Below are 24,028 nucleotides of genomic sequence, written 5' to 3'. Positions count from 1 at the left end.
AGACGATCTACCCGGCCCTCCACCCGCAGGCCGGAGGCGGGCCTGGGAGGGCGGTCGACCACCAGGGGTATCCGGGGCTACCGTTGAAGTGGTACCGGAGATGGACGAGTTCGACGAACTGCTGGCCACGGCGCGGACGGCGTACGCCCGCGGGGACTGGCACGCCGCGCACCGGCAGCTGACCCGAGCCCAGACACTGTCCGAGCTAGCTACCGGGGACCTGAACATCCTGGGCAGCGCGGCCTGGTGGCTCGGGCAGGCCAAGGAATCATTGGAGATTTCCGAACAGGTCTACCACCGCCTGGAGGATGACGGTGATGCCTCCGGTGCGGCGATGACGGCCCTGAACCTCGGACTGCTCTGGCTGATCCGGCGCGACCAGGTGATCGCCTCCGGTTGGATCAACCGCGCCCGGCGGATCCTGCATGATCTGCCGGAAGGCCCGGAACACGGGTATCTCATCTTTCTCGACGCCGTGCTGGAGCTGGACTATCTGGATCTGGCGCCGGCCCCGGAGGACGCGGACAGGTTGCAGGAGCTCGGCCGGCGCCTGCGGGCGCCCGCGCTCACCTCGTTCGGTTTGGTCCTCGCCGGCATGGCCGACATCCGCAGCGGCAGTACGGCGTCGGGTTTTGCCCAACTGGACGAAGCCATGCTGCCGGTGCTCGCCGGCCAACTGCCGGCGGAATGGGCAGGCGGAATCTACTGCATGGTGATCCATGCCTGCCACGAGCTGGCCGACCTGCCGCGGATGCGGGCCTGGACCCAGGCCACCGAGCAGTGGTGCGGGCAGTTCACCGGCGAGGTGGTGTATTCGGGCATCTGCCGCGTCCACCGGTTGCAGCTGCTGAGCATCGAAGGAGGCTGGGCAGCCGCCGAACAGGCCATCGCGCAGAGCGGGGCCGAGTTGGTGGGCCTGAACAACTGGGTCGCGGGCGAAGCGTTCTACCAGCTGGGCGAACTCCGCCGGCTGCGCGGGGACTATGACGGCGCACGCGAAGCCTACGCGCGGGCACGCGGCTTGGGTACGGAACCGCAGCCCGGCGAGTCGCTGCTCCAGCAGGCCGGCGGGAAGCAGGAGGCGGCCTGGGCCGGCCTGTGCGCCGCGCTGGCCGGACGGGACCGGCTGTCTGGCGCGCGGCTGCTGGAGTCCGCCGTCGAAATCGCCTTGGCCCTGGGGCTGGCGGACGAGGCGCAGCGGCTGTGCGGCCAACTGGAGGACACCGCAGCCGAATTCGGCACCTCGGGCTTCCGGGCCTGGGCCGGCCAGGCGCGGGCCGCGGTGCTGCTGGCACAGTCCCGGCATGCCGAGGCCCTGTCCGTGCTGCAGGCCGCCGCACGCGAGTACCGCAACCTGCATGCCCGCTACGAAACGGCGAAGGTCTACGAGCTGCTCGCCCAGGCGCACCGCGGACTGGGCCAGCCCGACGCCGCCGCGGCGGACTCGGCGACGGCGCTGGCCATCTACCGCGAGCTCGGCGCCGTGCCGGATGTACAGCGGCTTGACGGCGCCCGGCTGCCCGGCGGGCTGACCGAGCGCGAGGCGGACGTGCTGGCCTGCATCGCCTCCGGAGCCAGCAACAAGGAGACGGCCGAGGCCCTGTTCATCAGCCAGAAGACCGTCGGCCGGCATCTGGCCAACATCTTTGCCAAGCTCGGCGTCTCCTCGCGCACGGCGGCCGCGGCCTGGGCGCACGAGCACGGGCTGCGGGCGCACCTGTAACGTTCAGCGGCTGCCCACCACCGGTCCTCCCTGCATAGATTGACCCATGCCCCCGTGCGCAATTTGGGTATCCTGCCCGACGCGCCGCCCCCGGCCTGCTCCGTAGCGTGGAAGGTGAATCAGCCACGCGGATGTGAAGGAGTAATGGTCATGGACATTGATCTGGCAGTCCTGGCCGGCGGTGTCTCCACCGTCATTTTCGCCGGCAGCGTCATGCCCATGCTCATCAAGGCGGTGCGGACCCGGGATCTGACGTCCTACAGCCTCGGCAACCTATTGCTGAGCAACACCGGCAATCTGTTCTACGCCGTGTATGTCTACAGCCTGCCGGCGGGACCCATCTGGGCGCTGCATGCCTTCTACATCTTCAGTACCGCGTTCATGCTGGCGATGTACCTGCGCCACACGGTCCGGCCCGGCCGGCGTATGCATAGTCCGTCCCAAGCGACCGAGGACCGGACGCCCGCCGTGCCGGCGCCGGCAGCAGCCCCCAGTTCCTAGCGTCACCTCGATCGGGCCACACCGGCCCGCAGCAACCGGAGGAAGAACAATGACCATCGACCAAGAAACCGCCCTGACGCACGAGCAGTTCGACGCCGAGGCCGCCCAGGCCCTCACCGGACGTTTCCTGGGCATCCTCAACGATGCCGCGATCGCCATGTTGACCAGCGTCGGCCACCAGACCGGCCTGTTCGAGACGCTGGCGGAGCTGCCCGCCGCCAGCAGCGAGCAGATCGCCGACGCGGCAGACCTGAACGAACGCTACGTGCGCGAATGGCTGGGCGGCATGACGGCGGCCCGCGTGGTCCGCTATGACCCGGAGGCCGGGACCTACTGGCTGCCGCGGGAGCATGCGGCCGTGCTGACCAGTGCCGCCGGCCCGAACAATATGGCCCTCCTGATGCAGCACGTCTCCATGATGGGCGAAGTGGAACAGCAGATCATCGAGCGGTTCCGGCATGGCGGCGGACTGTCCTACGCGGAGTACCCCCGCTTCCACCGGAACATGGCCCAGACCAGCGCCGCGGTGCACGACGCCGCGCTGCTGGACGTGATCCTGCCGCTGGCACCGGGCCTGGCCGACCGGCTGCGCGCCGGGATCGACGTCGCGGACATCGGCTGCGGCAGCGGCCACGCGGTGAACCTGATGGCCCAGGCCTACCCCGCCAGCCGGTTCACGGGCTACGACTTCTCCGAACAGGCCATCGGTGTTGCCCGGGATGAAGCCGAACGGATGGAGCTGGCCAATGCCGCCTTCGAGGTGCTCGACGTCGCAACCCTGGACGGGGAGGCCCGTTTCGACGCCGTCACGGCCTTCGATGCCATCCACGACCAGGCCCATCCGGCCACCGTGCTGCGCAATATCCACCGGACGCTGCGGCCGGGCGGGGTCTTCCTGCTGGTGGACATCAAGGCCTCCAGCAACGTGGAGGACAATATCGGTCTCCCGTGGGGCAGCTACCTGTACGCGATCTCGACCTACCACTGCATGAGCGTTTCCCTCGGGCTCGACGGCGACGGGCTGGGCACCGTGTGGGGCACCCAGCGCGCGCTGAGCATGCTCGCCGACGCCGGCTTCCGCAACATCGAGGTCAAGAACGTCGAGGCGGATCCCTTCAACGCCTACTTCGTCGCCGCGAAGTAGGCGGCACCACCGGCCCGGCGGCCCGGCCGCCGGGCCTCTGCCTGCGCGCCTGCCGGTTCCTTCCCGCCCGGCTTTGAACCTCCGCCCCCTGCTTTAGCCTTCAAGCAAGGCGCTGACGTGGGACGATGCGGCCGCAGATTTTCAATGGCGGGCGCGGCGGCACCGGCACGCCGCCCGGCGCCGCTGCCGAGGCCCCGCGCACCGTTTTCGATCCCCAGACAGGGCCTTCCCATGACCGTGTGGCGGGGGTTACACTTGTCTGCAATAAATGAATTACCTTCATTTATTTGGCCGTCAGCCGGTCACCAAGGAAGGAACATACAGTGGAAAACCTCGAACGCGACGTCGTCATCATCGGAGCCGGCCCCTCCGGCCTGACCGCTGCCACCGAACTGCAGCGGGCCGGGCTGAGCGTGGCCGTGCTGGAGGCGCGGGACCGCGTGGGCGGACGCACCTGGACCGACGTCGTCGACGGCGCGATGCTGGAGATCGGCGGCCAGTGGGTCTCCCCGGACCAGACCGCCCTGCTGCACACGCTGGACCGGCTCGGGCTGCAGACCTTCTCCCGCTACCGGGAGGGCGAGTCGGTGTACATCGACCCGGCCGGCAAGCGCACCCGCTACACCGGCGAAATGTTCCCGGTCAGCGAGGACACCGAGCGGGAAATGAACAAGCTGATCGAGACCCTGGACAAGCTCGCCGCGGAAATCGGCGCCAGGGAGCCGTGGGCCCACCCACTGGCCCGCGAGCTGGACACGATTTCCTTCCACCATTGGCTGCGCCGGCAGTCCACGGACGAAGAGGCCTGCAACAACATCGGCCTGTTCATCGCCGGCGGCATGCTGACCAAGCCGGCCCACGCCTTTTCCGCCCTGCAGGCGGTGCTGATGGCCGCCTCGGCCGGCTCCTTCACCAACCTGGTGGATGACGGTTTCATCCTGGACAAGCGCGTGGTCGGCGGGATGCAGCAGGTGTCGCAACGGCTCGCGGAGGAACTGGGCGACGGCGCCGTCTTCCTCAACGCCCCGGTGCGCACACTGCGCTGGTCCGGGGCTGACGGCCAGGGCCACACCGGCGGAACCGCCGTCACCGCCATCTCGGACACGGTCACGGTCAAAGCCCGCTATGCGGTCATGGCCGTGCCGCCGAACCTGTACTCGCGGGTCTCCTACGAGCCGCCGCTGCCGCGCCGCCAGCACCAGATGCACCAGCACCAGTCCCTCGGCCTGGTGATCAAGGTCCACGCCGTGTACGAGACCCCGTTCTGGCGCGAGGAAGGCCTGTCCGGCACCTGCTTCGGCGCCGGTGCGCTGGTGCAGGAGGTCTATGACAACACGAACCACGGCGACAGCCGCGGCACCCTGGTGGGCTTCGTCTCCGATGAGAAGGCCGACGCCGTGTTCGAGCTCAGCGCCCAGGAGCGCAAGGCCGCCATCCTGGCCTCGATCGCGGACTACCTGGGCGGGAAAGCGCTTTCGCCGGAGGTCTACTACGAGTCCGACTGGGGTTCGGAGGAATGGACCCGCGGCGCCTATGCGGCCAGCTACGACCTCGGCGGCCTGCACCGCTACGGCAAGGACCAGCTCACGCCGGTGGGACCGATCTACTGGTCCTGCTCGGACCTCGCCGCCGAGGGCTACCAGCATGTGGACGGCGCCATCCGCATGGGCGAGGCGACCGCCGCGCGGATCGTCGACGCCGCCCGGGCCTGACACCCACTACCGAAGGCGGAACAAGCCATGCGTTACATCGTCGGCTACATTGCCAACGAGCGGGGCCGCGACGCCGTCGCCCTCGCCTCGACCCTGGCCGCCCACACCGGCGGGGAACTGGACCTGACCATGGTCCTGCCGCAGGCCCAGCCGCCCGCGGCGCGCGTGCCCAGCGAGCCCGGCTACGACGAACTGCTCGCCGAGCAGGCCGAGGAGTGGCTCAAGGAGGGCCTGGCCCTGGTCGGCGGGCAGCTGCCCGCCGAGGCGAGCGTCCGCTATGCCGAGTCCTTCGCCGAAGGCCTGATCCAGGAGGCCGAGGAGGAGCAGGCCCGCATGATCGTGATCGGCGCCGGCCGCCACGGCCTGCTCGGCCGCTACAGCATCGGCTCCGTGGCCAGCGCCCTGCTGCATTCCTCCCCCGTGCCGGTAGCGCTCGCGCCGCGCGGCTACCAGGCCCATCCGGGCCTGGGCCGCGTCACCTGCGCCGTCGGCACGCGGGCCGGCGCGGACAACCTGCTGGAGACCGCCGTCGACGCCGCCGCCCGGCAGCGGATTCCGCTGCGGCTCATCTCCCTGGTTGCCGTCGGGGCCAAGGGTGCCGCGGCGAGCGAAACGTCCACCGAGCAGGCCAGGACACATGCCCGGACCGTGCTGGAAGAGGCCGCGGCCCGGCTGCCGGCCGAGCACGAGGTCACGGTGGAGGTCGCCCATGGCGACAGCATCGAAGACGCCGTCGAGGAACTTCAATGGCACGAGGACGAGCTGCTCGTGATCGGTTCGAGCCGCCTGGCCCAGCACAACCGGCTGTTCCTGGGGAGCACAGCCAACAAGATCCTGCGATCCCTCCCGGTGCCCATGGTCGTGGTGCCGCGGAACTACTCGCCCAGTGGCGGCGACGGCGCCGCACGGAAGAACGGTTAGAAACCTATGTCTGACGCAACCCACGTGTCCGAAGGGCACGAGCTCTCCCGGAAGGGACTGAGCGAGAACTCCATCGGGCTGATCGGCGCAGTCGCCATCGGGCTGTCCTGCATCGCTCCGGCGTACACCCTGACCGGGGCTCTTGGCCCCACGGTCCGCGAGGTCGGCGTGCAGCTGCCGGCGATCTTCATCGTCGGCTTCATCCCGATGCTGCTGGTGGCCCTGGGCTACCGCGAATTAAACAATGCGATGCCGGACAGCGGCACCACCTTCACCTGGGCCACCAAGGCCTTCGGCCCGTACGTGGGCTGGATGGGCGGCTGGGGGCTGGTGGCGGCCACGGTGATTGTGCTCTCGAACCTGGCCGGCGTGGCGGTGGACTTCTTCTACCTGATGCTCGGCCAGCTGTTCCAGAACCCTGCCCTGGCGGACCTGACGAACAACAAGCCGCTGAATGTGTTCACCTGCCTGGTCTTTATGGTCATCGCCGCCTGGATTTCCTACCGTGGCATGCAGACCACCAAGAAGGTCCAGTACGTGCTGGTCGGCTTCCAGCTGGTGGTGCTGGCGTGGTTCGTCATCGCGGCCGTCCTCCACATCGGCAACGGCACCGCCTTCGACCACACCCCGGTCAGCCTGGAGTGGTTCAACCCGTTCGCGGTCAGCTCCTTCACCGCCTTCGCTGCCGGGATCTCGCTGTCCATCTTCATCTTCTGGGGCTGGGACGTCACCCTGACCATGAATGAGGAAACCAAGGGGTCGAAGACCACGCCGGGGCGGGCCGCCACCCTGACGGTGATCATCATCCTCGCCGTCTACCTGCTGGTGGCGGTCGCGGCCATCAGTTTCGCCGGTGTCGGCGAGACCGGGGTGGGCCTGGGCAACGAGGAAACGCAGGACAACGTCTTCGCCGCCCTGGCCGGGCCGGTGATGGGCCCCTTCGCCCTGCTGATGTCCTTCGCCGTGCTCTCCAGCTCGGCGGCCTCGCTGCAGTCCACCTTTGTCGGTCCGGCCCGCACGCTGCTGGCGATGGGCCATTACAAGGCGCTGCCCACCCGCTATGCCTCGATCAACCCGCGTTTCCGCTCGCCTGGCTTCGCCACCGTGATGGCCGGCGTCGCGGCCTGGCTGTTCTACGCGGTCATGCGCTTCGTCTCGGACAGCGTGCTCTCGGACACGATCACCGCGTTGGGCATGATGGTCTGCTTCTACTACGGCATCACGGCCCTGGCCTGCGTGTGGTACTTCCGCCGGGAGGCCTTCTCGGGCGCCCGCAACATCGTGCTGAAGTTCCTGGCCCCGCTGCTGGGCGGCATCATGCTGGTGGTCACCTTCATCACCACGTCCGTGGACTCCATCGACCCCGCCTTCGGCAGCGGTTCGGAAATCGGCGGCATCGGCCTGGTGTTCCTGATCGGCGTCGGGGTGATCGGCCTGGGCGTGGTGCTCATGCTGGTCCAGCGGGCCCGGCATCCGGAGTTCTTCCAAGGTGAAACCCTGCGCCGCAGCACCCCGGTGCTGAACCTGGACGAGTAGCGCACCTTCTCCTGCAACTCCCCCAGCTCAAAACTTGGGCGGGATAGATGCTGTTATCCATCCGGATTACTGCATCTATCCCGCCCAAGTTTCTGTTTTCAGAGGGTGGGGTTTACGGGTAGAGGCCGCGGATCTGGTGGGCTTCGGCGACCTTCTGCACGGCGGTGACGGTGGCGGCCTCGCGCAGGCTCAGCCCGCGCGCCTTCGCGGTGTCCACGACGCCGTCCCAGGCCTGCAGCATGCGGGCCTCGAGCCGCTCCTCGACCTCCTTCGCGCTCCACCAGTAGGCGTTGGAGCCCTGGACCCACTCGAAGTAGGAGACCACCACGCCGCCGGCGTTGGCCAGGATGTCCGGGACCACCAGCTTGCCCGCCTCGGCGAAGACCCTGTCCGCCGCGGCGGTGGTCGGACCGTTGGCGCCCTCGACGATCACGTCGGCCTTGATCCGGTGCGCGTTGGCCTCGGTCAGCACGCCCTCCACCGCCGCCGGGACCAGCAGGTCCACCTCCAGCTCCAGCAGCTCGGCCGCGTCCAGCGGGTCGGCCCCGGCGAAGCCGACCACGGACCCGGTGGCCGCCACGTGCTGCTGCAGCGCGTCGATGTCCAGCCCCTGCGCGTGGTGCACGGCCCCGTACTGGTCCGCCACCGCGGTCACCTTCACCCCGGCCTCGGCCAGGAACAGGGCCGCCCCGGCGCCGACCTTGCCGAAGCCCTGCACCGCCGCGGTCGTGGCCGCGGGCTTCAGCCCGCGGTGGGCCAGCGCCGCCAGCGCGATCGCGACCACGCCCCGCGAGGTGGCCGAGGCCCGGCCCAGCGACCCGCCGACGGAGACCGGCTTGCCGGTGACCACCGCCGGCACCGTGTAGCCCACGTTCACCGAGTAGGTGTCCATCATCCAGGCCATGGTCCGCTCGTCCGTGCCGATGTCCGGGGCCGGGATGTCCCGCTCCGGGCCGATGATCGGCAGGATCTCGGAAGTGTAGCGCCGGGTCACCCGCTCCAGCTCGGCCAGCGAATAGTTCCGCGGGTCGATGGTGATCCCGCCCTTGGCCCCGCCGTAGGGCAAATCCAGCAGCGAGCACTTCCAGGTCATCCACATCGCCAGCGCCCGGACCTCGTCCAGGTTCACCCCGGGGCTGTAGCGCAGCCCGCCCTTGGCCGGACCGCGGGAGAAGTTGTGCTGCACCCGGTACCCGGTCAGCACCTCGGTGGACCCGTCATCCCGGCGCAGCGGAATCCCCACCGTCATCTCCCGCCGCGGGGTCGCCAGCAACTGCCGCACCCCCTCCCCATAGCCCAGCACCGCCACGGCAGCGGCCAACTGGGCCTTGGCCTCGTCCAGCGGATTGGAAATTTCTGTGGCCGGGGCTTCCCCGGCGACAAGCAAACTCATGACATTCCCTTCATTGCGAGTCTGAGTGCGGTGCGCAACAAGGCCAGCGTAGATCCGCAGGACCGGAAGGGCCATGGGCAGTATTGACACTTTTACCTCCCCAATGTGCAAATATTGCATGGTGATCACCGTCGAGCAGATCCTTGCCATGCGCCGCCTGAAATTGGATGCCCGGGTGGCCGGAAACCTGCAGGCGCAGGTGCGCTGGGTGGCCGTGAGCGAACTGCTGGATCCGACCGCCTACCTGACCGGCGGCGAGATCCTGCTCACCACCGGCATCAACGCCCCGCAGGACGGGCCGGCCTGGACCACATACGTGCGCCGACTGTCCGGGCGCGGCGTGGTGGCGCTGGGTTTCGGCGTCGGGCTGTCCCACGCGGACATCCCGGCCGGGCTGCTGGCCGCCGCGGAACAGGCGGGGCTGACCCTCTTCGCGGTCCCGGAGGCGACGCCGTTCCTGGACATCATCAAGGCGGTGGCGAATTCGCAGGTGGCCCAGGAACGGGCGACGGCCGAGTCGATGCTGGCCACCCAGCGCGCACTGACCAAAGCAGCCACCGAGCCGGACGGCAGCGGCATTACCCGCCGGCTCGCCTCGCTGATTCCAGGTGCCTGGGTGGGCGTCCTCGGCGTCGACGGCGAACTGGAGTTCGGATCCGGCCCGCTCCCGCCCGGCGCGCGCGCCGCCGGCTTGGCCGGCCTGGTCGGCCGCATCCGACCGGCCGGCATGCGCGGCTCCGTCAGCGACTCCGGCCCGGAGGGCAGCACCGTCATCCATCCACTCGGCCTGCGCGCCAGCCCGCACAGCTATCTGGCGGTTATCTCCCCGCATCCGCTGGACGGGGCCACCCGGGGTGCCATTACGACGTCGGTGGCCCTGCTGTCGCTGCACTCGGAACGGCTCACCGAGCAGTCGATGATCCGCCGCAAGATCCGTGCCGGCGCGCTGGCCCTGGCCCTGAACGGCGAACTGCGCTCCTGCAACGCCCTGATGTCCATCGCCGGGGAAACCCGCTGGCGGTCCGCCAGCCAGCAGGTGCGCGTGCTGCGCGCCGGCGGCACCCGGACACAGCTGGAGGAAGCCTCCCGCCGGCTCGAGGGGCTCATCCAGCAGTCCCATCGCCGGCTGCTCATCGGGGCCGTCGAACCAGCCGGAGCGGAGGAGGCCTTCCTGCAACTGCTGGTCGAGGCCTCCGCCAGCCGGATCAGCCAGGTGACCGCCCTCCTGCACTCCTGCGGTGCCCGGACCGGCGTCGGCGGACGGAAATCGTTCGCCGACGCCGGCACGAGCGACGTCGAGGCCCGGGAAGCCCTGGCCCGCACCGGCGGCAGCGCACACACCGTCTACTGGGATTCACTGGTCTCAGCCGGCATCGCGCAACTGCTGCCCGCGGACACGGCCACGGCCTACGCGGACGGGCTGCTGGCGCCCCTGCACGCCGCGGATTCGCCCGGCGCCCGGCTGCTGCCGACGCTGCAGGCCTTCCTGTCCCATAACGGCAACCGCCGCCAGACCGCTGCCGACCTGGGCATCCACCGCAACACCCTGATCCAGCGGCTCGGCCTGATTGAGCAGCATCTGGGCCGCTCGCTGGAAGAACCGCAGCTGCGGGCCGACCTCTGGATCGCCCTGCGCATCGTCCAGGACCAGACCTCGCCCAAAGAATCGGCTGGGCCCGTTCACGGCCATCCCGCTCCGGACCAGGCTTTGCGCAGCCGTGACGCGGACGCAACCGTTCCGTAACAGGGGCAGAGCAGGCTGGGAGCATGCGACCGACACCCCGCCGAAAGTCCCCTGCCGAGCTGACCTGCGACAGCTGCGGGCGGACCCCCGAGCCGCCCCGGGGGCGGCTGACCGCCGCGAACATCGCCGCCATGCTGCCGATCGAACTGGCGGTGCACGCCGCCGTCGTCCAGGCCCACCTGCCCTATCTGCTGAAGGTGGCGCTCCTGACGGTCACCGCCACGGTGCTGACGATCTGGGTGGCCGAGCCCTCGGCGTCGAAGCTGCTGCGCCGCTGGCTGCACGCACCGCTGCTGCACCGGCGGCACCGGATCGAGGCCGCCCCCGCGCTGTGGCGGGTCCGGACCGTGGTGAAGGACCAGCCCGGCGCACTCGAGCGGGTCACCCACGCCCTGTCCTGCCTGGACGCGAACATCCTGAGCATCAACGTCCATCCGGTCGACGGCGGGGTGCTGGACGAGTTCGTGCTCTCGGCGCCGGCCGGCCTGACCGAGCGGGACCTGCTGGACGCGCTCGAGGCCGGCAGCGGCCGCAGCTCGCGGGTCTGGCGCACCACGCCGGTTGCCCTGGCCGACGGCCAGACCCACGCCCTGGGCCTGGCGGCCCGGCTGGCGGGCAATCCGGCGGAACTGCCGCACGCCGTCGCCGCACTGCTCTCGGCCAGCTGCCTCGAGGATCCGGCAGCGGCCGGCAGGGAACTGCCGGCGGACGGGACCGTGCTCAAGATCCCCTCCAGCGTGCAGGGCGTGCTGCTGTTCTCCCGGCCGGGCGAGCCGTTTACGCCGGCCGAATCCGCGCGGGCGCACCGGCTGGCCGAACTGGCCGAGACCCTTGAGCTGCAGCGGCCGGCGGGCCCGGCAACGGTGGCGTAGGGCACCCGACCGGCTGCCACTGCGCACTCAGAGCGGCAGGCCGCCGGCACCTTTGACGTTCTTCATCACGATCGTCGAGTTCAGCTTCTCCACCCCGGGCAGCCCCACCAGCACCTCGTCGTAGAACCGCTGGTAGGACGGCAGGTCCTCGGCGATGACCTTGAGCAGGAAGTCCGGCTCGCCGAACAGGCGCAGGGCCTCGCTGATCCGCGGGATCTGCCCCACCGCAGCCTCGAAGGGCCCCAGGCTCTGCCGGTCCTTGAGCGTGACGAACACCAGCGCCTCGAACCCCAGCCCCACCTTGCCCGGATCAATGTCCGCCCGGTAGCCGCGGATCACACCGGCGGACTCGAGGTCCTTCAGCCTGCGGTGGCACGGGGCCACCGTGAGGCCCACCTCGGCGGCGAGCGCGGTGGCGGTCATTCGCCCGTCATGCTGCAGCCTGCGCAAAATAGTTCGGTCAATCCCGTCAATCACGCAAATATCTTATCCCCTCCTGCCGTTATCAGGGGAAGATCGGTCAGCACTTTTCAACCGGTTTTCACTACGCTGGCGGTATCTGCCAGCCCCATTCGAGCAGGAGCCCCCATGGACCCCCAGTCAATCCTCGGTTTCGCCGCCGTTTCCATCGCCCTGGCCTTCACCCCGGGCGCCGACTGGGCCTACTGCATCGCCGCGGGCATGGGCCGGCACCGGGTCGCCCCCGCCGTCGCCGGGCTGTGCACCGGATACCTCATGCACACCCTGCTGGTGGTGGCCGGCGTGGCGGCCCTGGTGGCGAGCCGGCCGCAGCTGCTGACCTGGCTGACCGTCGTCGGCGCGGGCTACCTGCTCTGGCTCGGGATCTCCACCGCCCGGTCCTGGCGCGCCGCCCGGTTCGCAGCCGATGCCGGCGAGCAGTCCGCGGCGCCTGCCGTGCCGGCACGGGTTCCGGCCCTGGTCGGCGCCTCGGGAACGACGACGGCGGAGCCGGCGCTGGCTGCGGAGGCTTTGGTTCCGGCCGGGCAGGGCGCGGCACAGGGGGCTGCTGTCCGCGCCGACCGAGCGGCGGACCGGCGGAACTACCTGCGCGGTCTGGGCACCAGCGGCACCAACCCGAAGGCGCTGCTGCTCTATCTGGCCCTGATTCCCCAGTTCATCAGCCCGAACGCGCTGCTGCCGGTCCCCGCGCAGACCGGGGCGTTCGGCCTGGCCCACATGCTCGTCTCCGCCGTGGTCTACAGCGGGGTGGCGCTGGGCGCACGCCGGCTGCTGCGTTCACGTCCGGCGGCCGCGCGTGTGGTGACGCTGGCCAGCGGTGTCATCATGATCGGCCTCGGCGTGGTGCTGCTGGCCGAGCAGCTGCCCGAGCTGGCCGACAGCGCGCGCCAGCTGCTCGCCGTCGTCCGATAACACCCCGGTTCCGCCGCGCCCTTGTTTGGGCCGCCCGGTACATCTTTACGCTTCAAGCAAGCCGCTGACCTGCGCAAACGCCACGGCAGGATTTCAATGGTGGGCGGGAAGGCACCGGGCCGGCGGCCTCAGCTCCCGGAACGGTCGCGGATCTGGTTGATGATCGCCGAGAAGTCCCGGTCCGCCCCGCCCTCGTCGGCGAACCTGCGGTAGATCTCCGCGGCCCGGCTGCCCAGCTCAGCACTCACGCCGGTGGCGGCCAAGGCCTCGAGCGCCAGCCCGAGGTCCTTGGCCATCAGGGCCCCGGCGAATCCGGGCTGGTAGTCCCGGTTGGCCGGGCTGGCCGGCACCGGACCGGGGACCGGGCAGTTGGTGGTCAGCGCCCAGCACTGCCCCGAAGCGGCCGAGGCCACGTCGAACAGGGTCTGGTGCTCCAGGCCCAGCTTCTCCCCCAGCACGAAGGCCTCGCAGACGGCGATCATGGACACGCCCAGGATCATGTTGTTGCACACCTTGGCCGCCTGCCCGGCACCGGCGCCGCCGCAGTGGACAATCCGCTTGCCCATCACCTGCAGGATCGGCTCGGCCTCGTCGAAGTCCGCCGCCGCGCCGCCGACCATAAAGGTCAGGGTGCCGGCCACCGCACCGACCACCCCGCCGGAAACCGGCGCGTCCAGGCAGCGGTGCCCGGCTGCCTCGGCGGCGGCGTGCGCCTGCTTGGCATCGTCCACGGCGATGGTGGAGCATTCCAGAAACAGGGTGCCCGGCGCCGCCGCAGCGAGCAGCCCGTCCCCGCCTGTGCCCGAAAAGACGTCCAGTACCTGCCGGCCGGTCTGCAGCATAGTAATGACGACCGCGGCCCCGGCCGCTGCGGCCCCGGCGGTCGCGGCGATTTCGACGCCGTTGTGCCGGGCGCTCTCGTTGGCCGCCGGAACGACGTCGAACCCGGTGACCGCGTAACCGGCCTTGGCCAGGTTCGCGGCCATCGGCCCGCCCATGTGGCCGAGCCCGATGAAGGCAATGCGTGTGCTCATGACGCCCCTCTCCTTCCAGTTGGTTTCCGGCCTGATTCCCGGCCGTGGGACCGGCGGATCACGGCCGGCTGCGGGCCAGGGCGAGCCCCAGTTCACGCCGGCCCAGCCCGGCAAAGAAGGCCTCGACCCGTTCCGTGGCAACCTGCTCGAGCACCGGCGGATCCCAGCGCGGTGAGCGGTCCTTGTCGACCAGCTGGGCCCGGACCCCCTCGGGGAACTCCGTCCCGGCCAGGCAGCGCAGCGAGACCCGGTATTCCTGGTCCAGCACCTCCTCCAGGCTGCCGAGGGTGCGGGCCCGACGCAGTGCTGCAAGGGTCACCTTCAGCGCCGTCGGGGACTTGGCCCGCATGGCTTCGGCGGCCTCGCGTGCCGCCGGGGCCGGGTGCGCCTGGAGCCGGCGGAGGATCTCCTCGACGCTGTCGCCGGCGTAGCATGCGTCGATCCAGTCCCGCTGCCCGGCGAGGGGCGACGGCGGCACGTCCGCGGCCGCAAAGCGGCGGACCGCCACTTCCGAGGGTTCATCCTCCAGTGCCGCTGCGAGCGCAGGCAACTGGCCGCTGGCGACAAAATAGTCGGCCAGGCCGAGCGCGATGGCATCCGGGCCGGAGGCCTGTCCTGCCGTCAGGGCCAGATGGGTGCCCAGTTCCCCGGGCGCGCGGGAGAGCAGCCAGGTTCCGCCGATGTCCGGCACGAAGCCGATGCCGACCTCGGGCATCCCGACCCGGGTCCGTTCGGTGACGATCCGCACGGAACCGTGGGCCGAAAGGCCCACGCCGCCGCCGAGCACCAGTCCGTCCATGAAGGCCACGTACGGTTTCGGATAGCCGGCGATCCGGGCGTTCAGGGTGTACTCATCCGCCCAGAAAGCCTCCGTCGCGCCGCCGCCGGCGAGCGCATCCCGGTAGATGGCCACGACGTCGCCCCCGGCGCACAGGCCGCGCTCCCCGCTGCCGGTCAGCAGGACGGTGGCCACGCCGTCGTCGGCCTCCCAGCCGTTCAGGGCTGCGAGGATCTCCTTGACCATGGTGTGGGTCAGGGCATTGATCGCCTTCGGCCGGTTGAGCAGGATGTGTCCGAGCCGGCCCGGCCGCCGAAGGAGCACTTCCGGTTCACTGTTGTCCATGGTCCGTCGGGCCTTTCGCCGGCATCATCTTCCGGAACCATGTCTACCCTGCCCGGCCGCGTTGGTCGAGGGTCCCGGCGAATCACGCTACCTGGCCGGCGGCACGGCAGGTAGCGTGATCCCGGCGGCCGGGGCGCCACATCACAAGGAGGACAACGTGGGCCGAACGCATTACTACACCGCTTCCAGCCTCGACGGGTTCATCGCCACCCAGGACGATTCCCTGGACTGGCTGGTCACCAGGAACTACGACCCGCACGGCCCAATGGGCTACGAAGTGTTCCTCCAGCGCATCGGGGCGATCGCACTCGGCGCCTCGACCTACCAGTGGCTGCTGGACCATCAGGGCTGGACCTACGATGTTCCGGCCTGGGTCTTCACCCACCGGCAGTTCCCGGTGCCCGCCGGGGCTATCCGCTTCACCAGTGCCGACGTCGCGGAGGTCCATGCCGCCATGACCGCAGCGGCCGCGGGCCGGGACCTGTGGATCATGGGTGGAGGCGGGCTGGCCGGCCAATTCGCGTCCCGCGGGCTGCTGGACGAGGTGTGGATCCAGTACGCCCCGGTGACGCTCGGGGCGGGAAAACCGCTGCTGCCCGGCCGGATCGAGCTGCGGCTGGTCGAGGTTGCCATCAACGGGGACTTCGCCTGCACGCACTACGAAACGGTCCCCGGGCCGTAGCGCCTGCCCGGCCGGGCTACGCGTTGACGAGGCCGGCGACCTCGGCCACCAGCTCCGCCGAACGCAGCCGCTGTCCCACCTCCGTGGCCTGGTGCGCGACGATCAATTCGTCGGCCCCGGCGTGCGCGGCGAACCCGTCCAGGTATTCCTTCACCGCCGCCGGCGTGCCGACCGCCGAGTACTGCAGCATCCCCACGATCTGCCGGCCCTGCGGGGAATCCAGCAGCAGGTCGGCTTCCTCGTCGGTCAGCACCCGGTCCTTGACCAGGAACCTGGCCACCCGGTGGCGCCGGACGGTCCGGAACTGTTCCTGCGCTTCCTCGTTGCTGTCCGCCGCCACCACATTGACACCGGCGATGACATGGGGCTCGGGCTGCTGTTCCGACGGCTGGAATTCGCGCCGGTACACAGCCACGGCGTCGGTGAGTGCGGCCGGCGCGAAGTGCGAGGCGAAGGCGTACGGCAGGCCCAGAGCGGCGGCCAGCTGGGCGCCGAACATGGAGGATCCGAGGATGTACAGCGGCACGTTGGTGCCCTTGCCCGGTACCGCATCCACGCCCGGGATGCGGCTGTGGCCGGTCAGGTAGCCCTGCAGCTCCAGCACGTCCTGCGGGAAGGACTCCGCGGACATCGGATCCCGGCGCAGCGCGCGCATGGTGGCCTGGTCGCTGCCCGGGGCCCGGCCCAGGCCCAGGTCGATCCGCCCCGGATGCAGGGTCTCCAGGGTGCCGAACTGTTCGGCGATCGTCAGCGGGGCATGGTTGGGCAGCATGATGCCGCCGGCGCCGAGGCGGATGCTTTCCGTGTGGGCGGCGATGTGCGCGATCAGCACGCTGGTGGCCGAGGAGGCGATGGCCGGCATGTTGTGGTGCTCGGCGTACCAGACGCGCCGGTAGCCGGACCGCTCCGCCAGCCGGGCCAGCGCCACGCTCGCCTCGAAGCTCTCCCGCACGGGCTGCCCCTCGGAAATCGGCGCCAGGTCGAGGATGGAGAGGGGAACAGTCACTGAGGTGCCAGCCTTTCGTAGCGGTGGGGCCCGGGATGTTGCCCGGGCACACCATTGCCAACGACGGCGGCGGCCGGCTTATTTCAGGCCGGCCCCGCAAGACTCCCGGCCGGGTTACGCCTCCCGAAAGACTGTGTGGCCTACTATCGGACTGTTGGCCAATCGGCGTTGCAACGACCCTTGGAATCCGCCTATTGAGTCAGCAGAATTACTGCATTTCGGTTAGATAATTTCAGCTATTAGTGCCGATTTGTGCGACATGTTCGGCGGCGTGGCCGTCCGGTGGATGAAGGTAGGTCTGGGGTGAAAGTCACGGTCTTGGCCGGCGGCGTCGGCGGGGCGAAGTTCCTGCAAGGTCTTCGTACGCATCTGCAGCAGGTGCTGCCGGACGGTGCCGGAGGATCTTCGGCAAGGATCACGGCCGTCATCAACACGGGCGATGACATGTGGCTTACCGGGCTTCGGGTATGTCCCGACTTGGATTCGGTGATGTACAAGCTGGCCGGCGTCAATGACGAAGAGCGCGGGTGGGGACGGGCAGGGGAAAGCGAAAGAGTCAGTGCCGAGATTTCAGCGTACGGACTCGGCTGGCCGTGGTTTACGCTGGGGGATCTGGACCTTGGTACGCATATCGCCCGCTCGCATCTTCTGCGGGAAGGCCTGCCGCTCAGCGAAGTGACCGCACGCCTGGCCGCGCGATGGAACATCGGCGTTGAACTGCTGCCCATGAGCAACGAACCCGTCGAAACACATGTAGTGCTCGATGAACCGGTGCTGTCTGATGCCAGCGGCACGATTCACTTTGAGGAATGGTGGGTTCGCTATCGTGCGTCCGCCCCGGTGCGCGAGTTCGTCCAGCAGGGACTATCGTCCGCGGCAGCTGCTCCCGGAGTCCTGGAGGCCATACATGAGGCCGACATTCTGCTGCTGGCTCCGTCCAACCCTGTGGTCTCCATCGGCACCATCCTGAATGTTCCCGGTGTCCGTGATGCTGTCGTGAGGACAAAGGCCGCCGTAGTCGGTGTTTCACCAATCATTGGTGGTGCACCGGTGCGCGGAATGGCAGACGCCTGCCTGACCGCCGTCGGCGTCGACACGCGGGCGGACGCTGTTGGGCTGCACTATGGCGCCCGCAGCTCCGGCGGTATCCTGGACGGCTGGCTGATAGATACCTCAGATGCTGCCTTGGCCGGCGATATTGAAGCAGCAGGCGTTCGAACACTTAGCACCCCATTGTGGATGAAAGATGATCGAACAAGTGCGGTATTGGCCGCGGATGCCATAGCCTGGGCGGAAGCCATCTCTTCACAGAACATACAGCGACGCTGAGCGTGCCGGGCCGTCGGCAGGGTTATTGGCTGCAGGCACCGACGTCCTGCCAATCCTTTCGCCCTCGGTGTGATCCTCTGTGACGCCCTGGCGCGACGGCCAGACCGACGCCGCGGCCAAGCTGGCTGCCGGGACCCGGCGGCCGCCGCCCTTCAGACGACAGCGTCGACGGTCCCGGAATACGCCACCACCGGCCGCCCGCTCACCGGATGGGCAAAAACCTCCGCCTTCACCGCATAGACACGCTCAATCAATTCCGCGGTCAGCACGTCCCCCACCGGCCCCGCGGCAACCACCTGTCCACCGGCCATCACCATGAGATGGTCGCAGAACTCTGCGGCCAGGTTCAGGTCATGCAAGGCCGCGACCACAGTGACTCCATCCGCCGACAACCGGCGGACCAGGGAAAGCACGCTGAGCTGCGCGTGGATGTCGAGGTGGTTCGTGGGCTCGTCGAGCAGCAGCAGGCGCGGCTCCTGGGCCAGTGACCGGGCCAGCTGGACCCGCTGGCGCTCGCCGCCGGAGAGCGTATTGAACAGCCGGTGCCCGAAGTCCTGCATACCGACGGCGGCAAGGGCCGCCGCGGTAATGGCCGGATCGCCGGCGCTGTCCCCGGCCAGCATGGACCGGTGCGGGGTCCGGCCCAGCAGCACCACTTCCCGGACCGTCATGGACAGCTCCGTCCTGGCATCCTGCTCTACCAGTGCGACCCTGCGGGCACGGTCCTTGCGCCTGAGCAGGAACAAATCCTCCCCATCCAGCCGAACCTCTCCGGCCGACGCCGGCAGTGTTCCGGCCATCAGGTGCAGAAGCGTGGATTTGCCGGCTCCGTTGGGGCCGAGCACACCGGTCACGGCGCCTGAGGGTACCTCGAACCCGGCATTGCAGACTATCTGCTTGCCGCCAATCCCGTAGCTCAGCCCGCGGACCCTCAGTGTCATGCGGCTGCCCCTTTCCGCCACAGCAGCAGCGCGAAGACCGGAGCCCCCACGAGAGCGGTGATGATGCCCACCGGAACTTCCACCGGGCCCAAGACGGAACGGGCCAGCGTGTCCGCCCAAACCAGGAACAGCGCCCCGGCCAGTGCGGACAGCGGCAGCAGTGCACGGTGGCCGGTTCCCACCAGCAGCCGGACCATGTGGGGCAGGATCAACCCGACGAAACCGATCGAGCCGCTCACCGCCACCATGGCCCCGGTCAGCAGCGCCGCGGCGGCGAGCATCACCCAGCGGACCGCTGGCACGTTGATGCCCAGGGACGCGGCAGATGCGTCGCCGAAGGCGAAGCCGTCCAGGATCCGTCCCGCCGCCACTATGGGACTGCCGACGACGAGGAGAGCGCCTGCGCTGATCACCACGGACTGCCAGGTGGCTCCGCCAAGCGACCCCATCAACCAGCCAAGGACCTCCCGATAGGAATCCCCTTGGGCCGACCAGAAGATCACGAACGAGGTCACCGAGGACGCCAAGGACGAGATGGCAAGCCCAGCCAGAACAGTCTTGGTCGGCGTGAGACTGCCCGATGCCGTCGCCAGCGCGAGGGTCACGACCAGCGCCGCCATGGCCCCGGCAAACGCGGCGACCGGCAGCAGGATTGCCACGCCCAGCAGCAGCACCGCGACGGCACCCAGGGAAGCGCCGGAGGACAGCCCCAGCAGATAAGGGTCGGCCAAGGCATTGCGCGTGATGGCCTGCATGACAACCCCGCTCATGGCCAGGCCCGCGCCTACACACGCTGCCGTCAGCACACGGGGCAGGCGCAGGTCCCAGACGATCCCATCCAGCAGCCCGGGCAGGCGGATCCCGCCAAGGCCCAGATGCTTCAGGGCCGACCCCCACACGTCGAAGGCCGAGATCGACGCCGGACCAATCGTGACGGCGGCGGTGATGGAGAGCACGAGGGCAGCGGCCAGCAGCGTGCCCCAGGCGGTGCCGGACAGCCGCCGTACGGCAATATCAGTCTGCGACATTCATCGTCTTCAGCTGATCGACAAGGCTGGCAGCGGCGGCGACGTTGCGGACCCCGGCTTCGGATGCCGGAAACGGCAGCACGAGGTAGCGGCCCTCCCGGACGGCGTCCAGTTTGGCCGTCACCGGGTTGCTTTCCAGAACGCTGATTTTCTTCTTCGCAGTGCTCCAGCTCGAGTCAATCAGCACAATGACATCGGGATTCTGTTCGGCCACGACCTCCCAGCTGTACGGCGTCCAGGTGTCTTTCACTTCGGCTGCGATGTTCTTCAGGCCTGCCGCCTCCATGATCATCTGCGGTGCACCGATGCCGGCCCCGACATAGGGGCTGTCCGCCGCACCGGAGCTGTACCAGAGGGCGGTCAGCTCCTTCGTGCTCGGCTTGATGGCAGCCAATGCTTCCTGCTGGGACTTCACGAGGTCCTGTGCCGCCTCCTCGGCATGGAAAATCCGGCCCACCTCCTGGATTTCGCCGAACAGCTTGTCAAACGTCATCGGGTCCGGCTTGTATCCGGGCGCTTTGCAGGCCGCCGGTGACACATAGGTATTGATCCCGAGCTTCTGCAGTGATTCGCGCTTACCCGCGCCCTCAGTAGAAAAATTCGATTCCCAGCCGGCGTAGACCAGGTCCGGCGCAGTCTCGAGCACGGCTTCCTGCGAGGGCAGCTGCTCGGCCAGGATGGGCGGCGCATCGGCCGCAAACTCCTCAGGCAGCGGTCCGTCGGAAGCTGCGCTGCCTTCTATGCGGTCCCCCAGGCCGAGTGCCAGCAGCATTTCCGTCGTCGTGGATTTGATGGTCACCACACGCTCGGGGGCTTTGGCGAATGAGACCTTGGTTCCACAGTTATCCACAGTCACCGGCTGGCCGGCGGTGTTTTGCGCAGCTGCCGAGGGCGCGGCGGCCGCCGGGCCTTGCGTGGCAGAGGCGCAGCCGGTGAGCAGCAGGGCGGCACAAAGGGTCAATGTGGGTGCAAAGTAACGGGCAGCAGACATGAATGGGCATCCTTAGGTAAAGGCATCGAAGGAATCAGCACGGCAGACAGGTGCCGCGGGACTCGTGGCCCATCCCGGGCCAGCCTCCTCGATCAAATCCGATCCAAGGGTCCGCTGTATGAACCATACCGAATTACCTAGGATGGTGTCCGTAATTTTCCAAATATGACGGCCGGCAGCGCCACTGTGGGTGCCGAAGCTACCAAACCAGCTTCGGGATCACGTCCGTGCCGAAAACTTCGATCCACTCCCGCTGGTTTCGCCCGACATTGTGCAGGTAGATCCGGTCAAACCCCAGGTCTACGTACCGCTGGATATGTCCGCGGTGCACATCCGGGTCCTCCGAAATCATCAGCCGGCCCTCGAAATCCTCCGCCCGAACATGCCTGGCCAACTGCTCGAAGTCAAAGGGGGAACGGATATCGCTCTTGGGGAAGCCCATGCCTCCATTTGGCCACTCGGTCAGCGCATTCTGCAGCGCCTCAGAATGGGAAGAGGCCCAACTCAGATGCAGGCGCAGAATCTTGGGCATTGCCGCCGGATCCTTGCCCCTTTCCCGTGCCCCTTCCTCGAATCTGCGTAATAACGTACTGACTTTCTCCAGCGGAGCGTCCACGGTGATCAGGCCGTCGGCGACACGGCCGGCACGCCTGGCCGCCACCGGCCCCGCCGTCGCAATCAGAATCCGCGGTGCGACCTCGGGCATGGTCCACAACCGTGTCGACTCGAGCTTGTAATAGCTCCCGGAATACTTGACGTCCCGGCCGGCCAGTGAGCCCGCGAAGAGCTTTCCGATCATCTCGGTGGCCTCGAACATCCGGTTGATGCGCTCCGCAGGCTCGGGCCAGTACTTGCCCGTGATGTGCTCGTTGATGGCCTCACCGGAACCCAGACCCAGCCAGTGGCGGCCCGGATACATCGCCGCCAAAGTAGCCGAGGCCTGGGCCACCGCCGCCGGATGCCAGCGGAAGGTGGGCGTGGTCACCCCGGTGCCGAAATCCCCTCTGGTCCGCTCCCCCATCGCGGTGAGCACGTTCCATACGAAGGAGCCTTGCCCCTGCCGCGGCACCCATGGCTGGAACTGGTCCGCAGCCATCACGCCCCAGAAACCGTGCGCCTCTGCATAACTGGCCAGCTCAAGGGCTTCGAGCGGATGGAACTGGCCCAGCATGGCCGCGTACCCCACCCTGGACGGCAGGACAGCCGCTCCCGTAGCTCCCGTCATCACTCCCGTTCCTTTACCTTGGAGAGATGGGCGGAGTGATCAGGCCTCCGGTCAGGCTGAGCAGCCTGCCCAGCCGTTCGGCGGCCGCCATGACCGACTGCCCCAACGCATCGATCCGGTCCGGGGTTATCCGGTAGGCAGGGCCACCAATCCACACCGCATATGGCGTCGACCCGCCCACTTTAACGGGAGCCGCAACCGAGACGGCATCGCTTTCCAGTTCCCCAATGGACGAGGCATAGCCGCGATGCCGGACGGAATCCAAGGATGCAAGGAAGTCGGCCAAGGTGACCTTTGCATTGTTCCCAAAGGCAGAAGTAAATTGAGCTTCCACTTCCGCAGGATCCAGCGCCGCCAAAAGGACTTTTCCGGTGGACGTGGCCCATACCGGCTGGGTCCTTGGAACGGGCTTGAGCGTTTGGCCGATGAGGGCCGGGCCCGGAACCTGGGCAACGACCATGACGTCGGGCGGCAGAAGGACGTCAAAGCCAGATGTTTCGTTTGTCTCGTCAGCCAACTGCTGCAGCAGTTCCTGCATGTGGCGGTATGAACCATCGGGGGTCAGGAGGCCTCCGACGATTGTCAGCATGCCGAGGGAGACCTGATAGCGGCGGGTGACGGGGTCCAAGGTGACCCAGCTTTCCTCCTGCAGGATGCTCAGCACGCGATAGCAGGTCGCTTTAGGGATTCCGGATTCGCGTGACGCGTCACTGAGCCCGATGCCTTCCGGATGAGAGGCGACCACGCGTAGTAGTCCGATTGTGCGCCGGACCAAACCTGTGGCGTTTTGTGACACGCGTTCCTCCCATTGCTCAATCAACTTGTCGATTACCACAGCGTATCTTATGCAAATAGACAGGCCTGCCGGACCATAAGGCGGCAGACCTCTTTCCAAGCTTCTGCACAAGATGAAAGCATCATTCCAGGAACCCGTTCGGGGCACATTCCATGGAGGGCAACCAGGTGTTCCTCAATCTATTAGTTTCGCGCTCCCTGATCGCCGAGCCGTGAACACGTCAAACGCAAGATGGTGTCCTGACCGCCCAAGCGAATACCAAAAGCCTCGGCAACACAGCGTTGGCAATAACAGCAGATACCCGCACGGTACAGCGCCCACGCTGCCCATACTCTAACTTGCCATCCCCGTCCCTGTTTCGCAGTGAGACAATGCTTCCATAGTAATTCCATACGGAACTGTCCCGCTCAACTCCACGGTATACCGCCCAGGGGCGGTACGTGTGACCAAGATACCTCGGGTACCGTCCTGCAGGGCCACCGGAAGCATCTCCTCGACAGCCACATTGAGGCAATGATCAACAGCAGCGGCCGTTGTCACTGCCACCTCAACGCGTACGTCTTGAACCAGGGCGCTATTCATGACGGCCTCGTTGGGCTCCCATACCGTTGCAGGGCCCCTCGTCGGAGCGTACGGCAGGATCGCCGGGGCGGAGCTCGGGTCCGTCCCACGCTTCGTAGGATTCGGCCCTCAGATAAAGCCGCCGGCCGATTGCTCCCATGTTTTCGAGCCACAATACAGCTCCATCCGCGCTCACGGCATCGACATTCCCCATATCGGCGATCTTGCCGTTACGCCGTATTTGAACATGCCTGCCGGTTAAGCCGGACCAGTCTTGAACGGATGTGTACGTCATCATGATCTATCCAAATTTTCCTAGATTGGCAGCGGAGCCCTCCGGTTCCTGTCGAGCGGTCCCGCAGCCGGTGATGGGT

21 protein-coding genes are annotated in these 24,028 nt (G+C 68.1%); 11 read left to right on the top strand and 10 right to left on the bottom strand.

The features are described from left to right. Nucleotides 1–100 precede the first annotated feature (100 nt). From LVY72_RS04085 to LVY72_RS04060, 6 genes are all read left to right on the top strand, one after another. The gene (locus tag LVY72_RS04085) at nt 101–1,723 is read left to right on the top strand and encodes a response regulator transcription factor (RefSeq protein ID WP_237818199.1); all 1,623 of its coding nucleotides are present in this window, start codon (nt 101–103) and stop codon (nt 1,721–1,723) included. 150 nt (nt 1,724–1,873) lie between these two features. Further along, nucleotides 1,874–2,224, top strand: coding sequence for a hypothetical protein (locus LVY72_RS04080; protein ID WP_269092192.1), 351 nt, complete (start codon nt 1,874–1,876; stop codon nt 2,222–2,224). Nucleotides 2,225–2,273: 49 nt separating this feature from the next. Continuing rightward, nucleotides 2,274–3,368: a class I SAM-dependent methyltransferase gene (locus tag LVY72_RS04075; protein WP_237818198.1), complete on the top strand. Its 1,095-nt coding sequence runs from the start codon at nt 2,274–2,276 to the stop codon at nt 3,366–3,368. Nucleotides 3,369–3,691: 323 nt separating this feature from the next. After that, the gene (locus tag LVY72_RS04070; protein ID WP_237818197.1) at nt 3,692–5,080 is read left to right on the top strand and encodes a flavin monoamine oxidase family protein; all 1,389 of its coding nucleotides are present in this window, start codon (nt 3,692–3,694) and stop codon (nt 5,078–5,080) included. A gap of 27 nt (nt 5,081–5,107) precedes the next feature. Further along, a complete protein-coding gene (locus tag LVY72_RS04065; protein ID WP_237818196.1) occupies nt 5,108–6,001 on the top strand; it encodes a universal stress protein in 894 nt (297 codons plus the stop codon). A 6-nt stretch (nt 6,002–6,007) separates the two neighbouring features. Then, nucleotides 6,008–7,537, top strand: coding sequence for an APC family permease (locus LVY72_RS04060; RefSeq protein WP_237818195.1), 1,530 nt, complete (start codon nt 6,008–6,010; stop codon nt 7,535–7,537). Nucleotides 7,538–7,649: 112 nt separating this feature from the next. Here LVY72_RS04060 and LVY72_RS04055 read toward each other — a convergent pair whose 3' ends face one another. Continuing rightward, a complete protein-coding gene (locus tag LVY72_RS04055) occupies nt 7,650–8,930 on the bottom strand; it encodes a Glu/Leu/Phe/Val family dehydrogenase (protein ID WP_237818194.1) in 1,281 nt (426 codons plus the stop codon). 118 nt (nt 8,931–9,048) lie between these two features. Between LVY72_RS04055 and LVY72_RS04050 the strand changes: the two genes are divergently transcribed. Next, nucleotides 9,049–10,674 (top strand): PucR family transcriptional regulator, encoded by a 1,626-nt coding sequence (locus LVY72_RS04050; protein ID WP_237818193.1) that lies wholly within the window; start codon nt 9,049–9,051, stop codon nt 10,672–10,674. A 23-nt stretch (nt 10,675–10,697) separates the two neighbouring features. Continuing rightward, nucleotides 10,698–11,546, top strand: a complete 849-nt coding sequence (locus LVY72_RS04045; RefSeq protein ID WP_237818192.1) for an ACT domain-containing protein — start codon at nt 10,698–10,700, stop codon at nt 11,544–11,546. Between the two features lie 27 nt (nt 11,547–11,573). On the opposite strand, the gene LVY72_RS04040 is transcribed toward LVY72_RS04045, so the two are convergent. Further along, complete coding sequence (locus tag LVY72_RS04040; protein ID WP_237818191.1) at nt 11,574–12,023, bottom strand: Lrp/AsnC family transcriptional regulator; 450 nt, start codon at nt 12,021–12,023, stop codon at nt 11,574–11,576. 111 nt (nt 12,024–12,134) lie between these two features. On the opposite strand from LVY72_RS04040, the gene LVY72_RS04035 reads away from it, so the two are divergent. Beyond that, nucleotides 12,135–12,938: a LysE family translocator gene (locus LVY72_RS04035; protein ID WP_237818190.1), complete on the top strand. Its 804-nt coding sequence runs from the start codon at nt 12,135–12,137 to the stop codon at nt 12,936–12,938. Between the two features lie 128 nt (nt 12,939–13,066). On the opposite strand, the gene mmsB is transcribed toward LVY72_RS04035, so the two are convergent. After that, nucleotides 13,067–13,972 carry a 3-hydroxyisobutyrate dehydrogenase gene (mmsB, locus tag LVY72_RS04030; RefSeq protein WP_237818189.1) on the bottom strand — a complete coding sequence of 302 codons (906 nt, stop codon included), beginning with the start codon at nt 13,970–13,972 and terminating at the stop codon, nt 13,067–13,069. Nucleotides 13,973–14,030: 58 nt separating this feature from the next. After that, nucleotides 14,031–15,095 (bottom strand): enoyl-CoA hydratase/isomerase family protein, encoded by a 1,065-nt coding sequence (locus LVY72_RS04025; protein ID WP_237818188.1) that lies wholly within the window; start codon nt 15,093–15,095, stop codon nt 14,031–14,033. Nucleotides 15,096–15,252: 157 nt separating this feature from the next. Here LVY72_RS04025 and LVY72_RS04020 point away from each other — a divergent pair, with 157 nt between their 5' ends. Further along, nucleotides 15,253–15,777, top strand: coding sequence for a dihydrofolate reductase family protein (locus LVY72_RS04020; protein WP_237818187.1), 525 nt, complete (start codon nt 15,253–15,255; stop codon nt 15,775–15,777). A gap of 16 nt (nt 15,778–15,793) precedes the next feature. Here LVY72_RS04020 and LVY72_RS04015 read toward each other — a convergent pair whose 3' ends face one another. Then, nucleotides 15,794–16,783, bottom strand: a complete 990-nt coding sequence (locus LVY72_RS04015; RefSeq protein ID WP_237818186.1) for an LLM class flavin-dependent oxidoreductase — start codon at nt 16,781–16,783, stop codon at nt 15,794–15,796. Between the two features lie 303 nt (nt 16,784–17,086). On the opposite strand from LVY72_RS04015, the gene cofD reads away from it, so the two are divergent. Continuing rightward, complete coding sequence (gene cofD, locus LVY72_RS04010; RefSeq protein ID WP_237818185.1) at nt 17,087–18,112, top strand: 2-phospho-L-lactate transferase; 1,026 nt, start codon at nt 17,087–17,089, stop codon at nt 18,110–18,112. 152 nt (nt 18,113–18,264) lie between these two features. Here cofD and LVY72_RS04005 read toward each other — a convergent pair whose 3' ends face one another. The 5 genes from LVY72_RS04005 to LVY72_RS03985 all read right to left on the bottom strand — a co-directional run bounded on the left by LVY72_RS04005 (nt 18,265) and on the right by LVY72_RS03985 (nt 23,132). Continuing rightward, nucleotides 18,265–19,053, bottom strand: coding sequence for an ABC transporter ATP-binding protein (locus LVY72_RS04005; protein ID WP_237818184.1), 789 nt, complete (start codon nt 19,051–19,053; stop codon nt 18,265–18,267). Continuing rightward, complete coding sequence (locus LVY72_RS04000) at nt 19,050–20,081, bottom strand: putative F420-0 ABC transporter permease subunit (protein WP_237818183.1); 1,032 nt, start codon at nt 20,079–20,081, stop codon at nt 19,050–19,052. The genes LVY72_RS04005 and LVY72_RS04000 overlap by 4 nt, the downstream gene beginning before the upstream one ends. Beyond that, nucleotides 20,068–21,072 carry a putative F420-0 ABC transporter substrate-binding protein gene (locus tag LVY72_RS03995; RefSeq protein ID WP_237818182.1) on the bottom strand — a complete coding sequence of 335 codons (1,005 nt, stop codon included), beginning with the start codon at nt 21,070–21,072 and terminating at the stop codon, nt 20,068–20,070. The genes LVY72_RS04000 and LVY72_RS03995 overlap by 14 nt, the downstream gene beginning before the upstream one ends. A 199-nt stretch (nt 21,073–21,271) precedes the next feature. Continuing rightward, complete coding sequence (locus tag LVY72_RS03990) at nt 21,272–22,297, bottom strand: TIGR03557 family F420-dependent LLM class oxidoreductase (RefSeq protein WP_269092190.1); 1,026 nt, start codon at nt 22,295–22,297, stop codon at nt 21,272–21,274. A 13-nt stretch (nt 22,298–22,310) separates the two neighbouring features. Continuing rightward, nucleotides 22,311–23,132 (bottom strand): IclR family transcriptional regulator, encoded by an 822-nt coding sequence (locus LVY72_RS03985; RefSeq protein ID WP_237818180.1) that lies wholly within the window; start codon nt 23,130–23,132, stop codon nt 22,311–22,313. Between the last annotated feature and the right edge of the window lie 896 nt (nt 23,133–24,028).

Origin of the sequence: Arthrobacter hankyongi (genome assembly GCF_022012395.1) — a bacterium.
Lineage (GTDB): Bacteria > Actinomycetota > Actinomycetes > Actinomycetales > Micrococcaceae > Crystallibacter > Crystallibacter hankyongi.
Note: the sequence above shows the minus strand (reverse complement) of the source record. Positions and strands in the feature narration are given on the sequence as shown.

Excerpts from the sequence above, each read along its gene's own strand:
- LVY72_RS04025 (WP_237818188.1), bottom strand. The coding sequence starts at position 15,095 with ATGGACAACAGTGAACCGGAAGTGCTCCTTCGGCGGCCGGGCCGGCTC.
- LVY72_RS03990 (WP_269092190.1), bottom strand. The coding sequence starts at position 22,297 with ATGACGGGAGCTACGGGAGCGGCTGTCCTGCCGTCCAGGGTGGGGTAC.
- LVY72_RS04060 (WP_237818195.1), top strand. The coding sequence starts at position 6,008 with ATGTCTGACGCAACCCACGTGTCCGAAGGGCACGAGCTCTCCCGGAAG.
- LVY72_RS04075 (WP_237818198.1), top strand. The coding sequence starts at position 2,274 with ATGACCATCGACCAAGAAACCGCCCTGACGCACGAGCAGTTCGACGCC.
- LVY72_RS04065 (WP_237818196.1), top strand. The coding sequence starts at position 5,108 with ATGCGTTACATCGTCGGCTACATTGCCAACGAGCGGGGCCGCGACGCC.
- LVY72_RS04050 (WP_237818193.1), top strand. The coding sequence starts at position 9,049 with ATGGTGATCACCGTCGAGCAGATCCTTGCCATGCGCCGCCTGAAATTG.
- LVY72_RS04045 (WP_237818192.1), top strand. The coding sequence starts at position 10,698 with ATGCGACCGACACCCCGCCGAAAGTCCCCTGCCGAGCTGACCTGCGAC.
- LVY72_RS04035 (WP_237818190.1), top strand. The coding sequence starts at position 12,135 with ATGGACCCCCAGTCAATCCTCGGTTTCGCCGCCGTTTCCATCGCCCTG.
- mmsB (WP_237818189.1), bottom strand. The coding sequence starts at position 13,972 with ATGAGCACACGCATTGCCTTCATCGGGCTCGGCCACATGGGCGGGCCG.
- LVY72_RS04085 (WP_237818199.1), top strand. The coding sequence starts at position 101 with ATGGACGAGTTCGACGAACTGCTGGCCACGGCGCGGACGGCGTACGCC.
- LVY72_RS03995 (WP_237818182.1), bottom strand. The coding sequence starts at position 21,072 with ATGTCTGCTGCCCGTTACTTTGCACCCACATTGACCCTTTGTGCCGCC.
- LVY72_RS04080 (WP_269092192.1), top strand. The coding sequence starts at position 1,874 with ATGGACATTGATCTGGCAGTCCTGGCCGGCGGTGTCTCCACCGTCATT.
- LVY72_RS04005 (WP_237818184.1), bottom strand. The coding sequence starts at position 19,053 with ATGACACTGAGGGTCCGCGGGCTGAGCTACGGGATTGGCGGCAAGCAG.
- LVY72_RS04000 (WP_237818183.1), bottom strand. The coding sequence starts at position 20,081 with ATGTCGCAGACTGATATTGCCGTACGGCGGCTGTCCGGCACCGCCTGG.
- LVY72_RS04055 (WP_237818194.1), bottom strand. The coding sequence starts at position 8,930 with ATGAGTTTGCTTGTCGCCGGGGAAGCCCCGGCCACAGAAATTTCCAAT.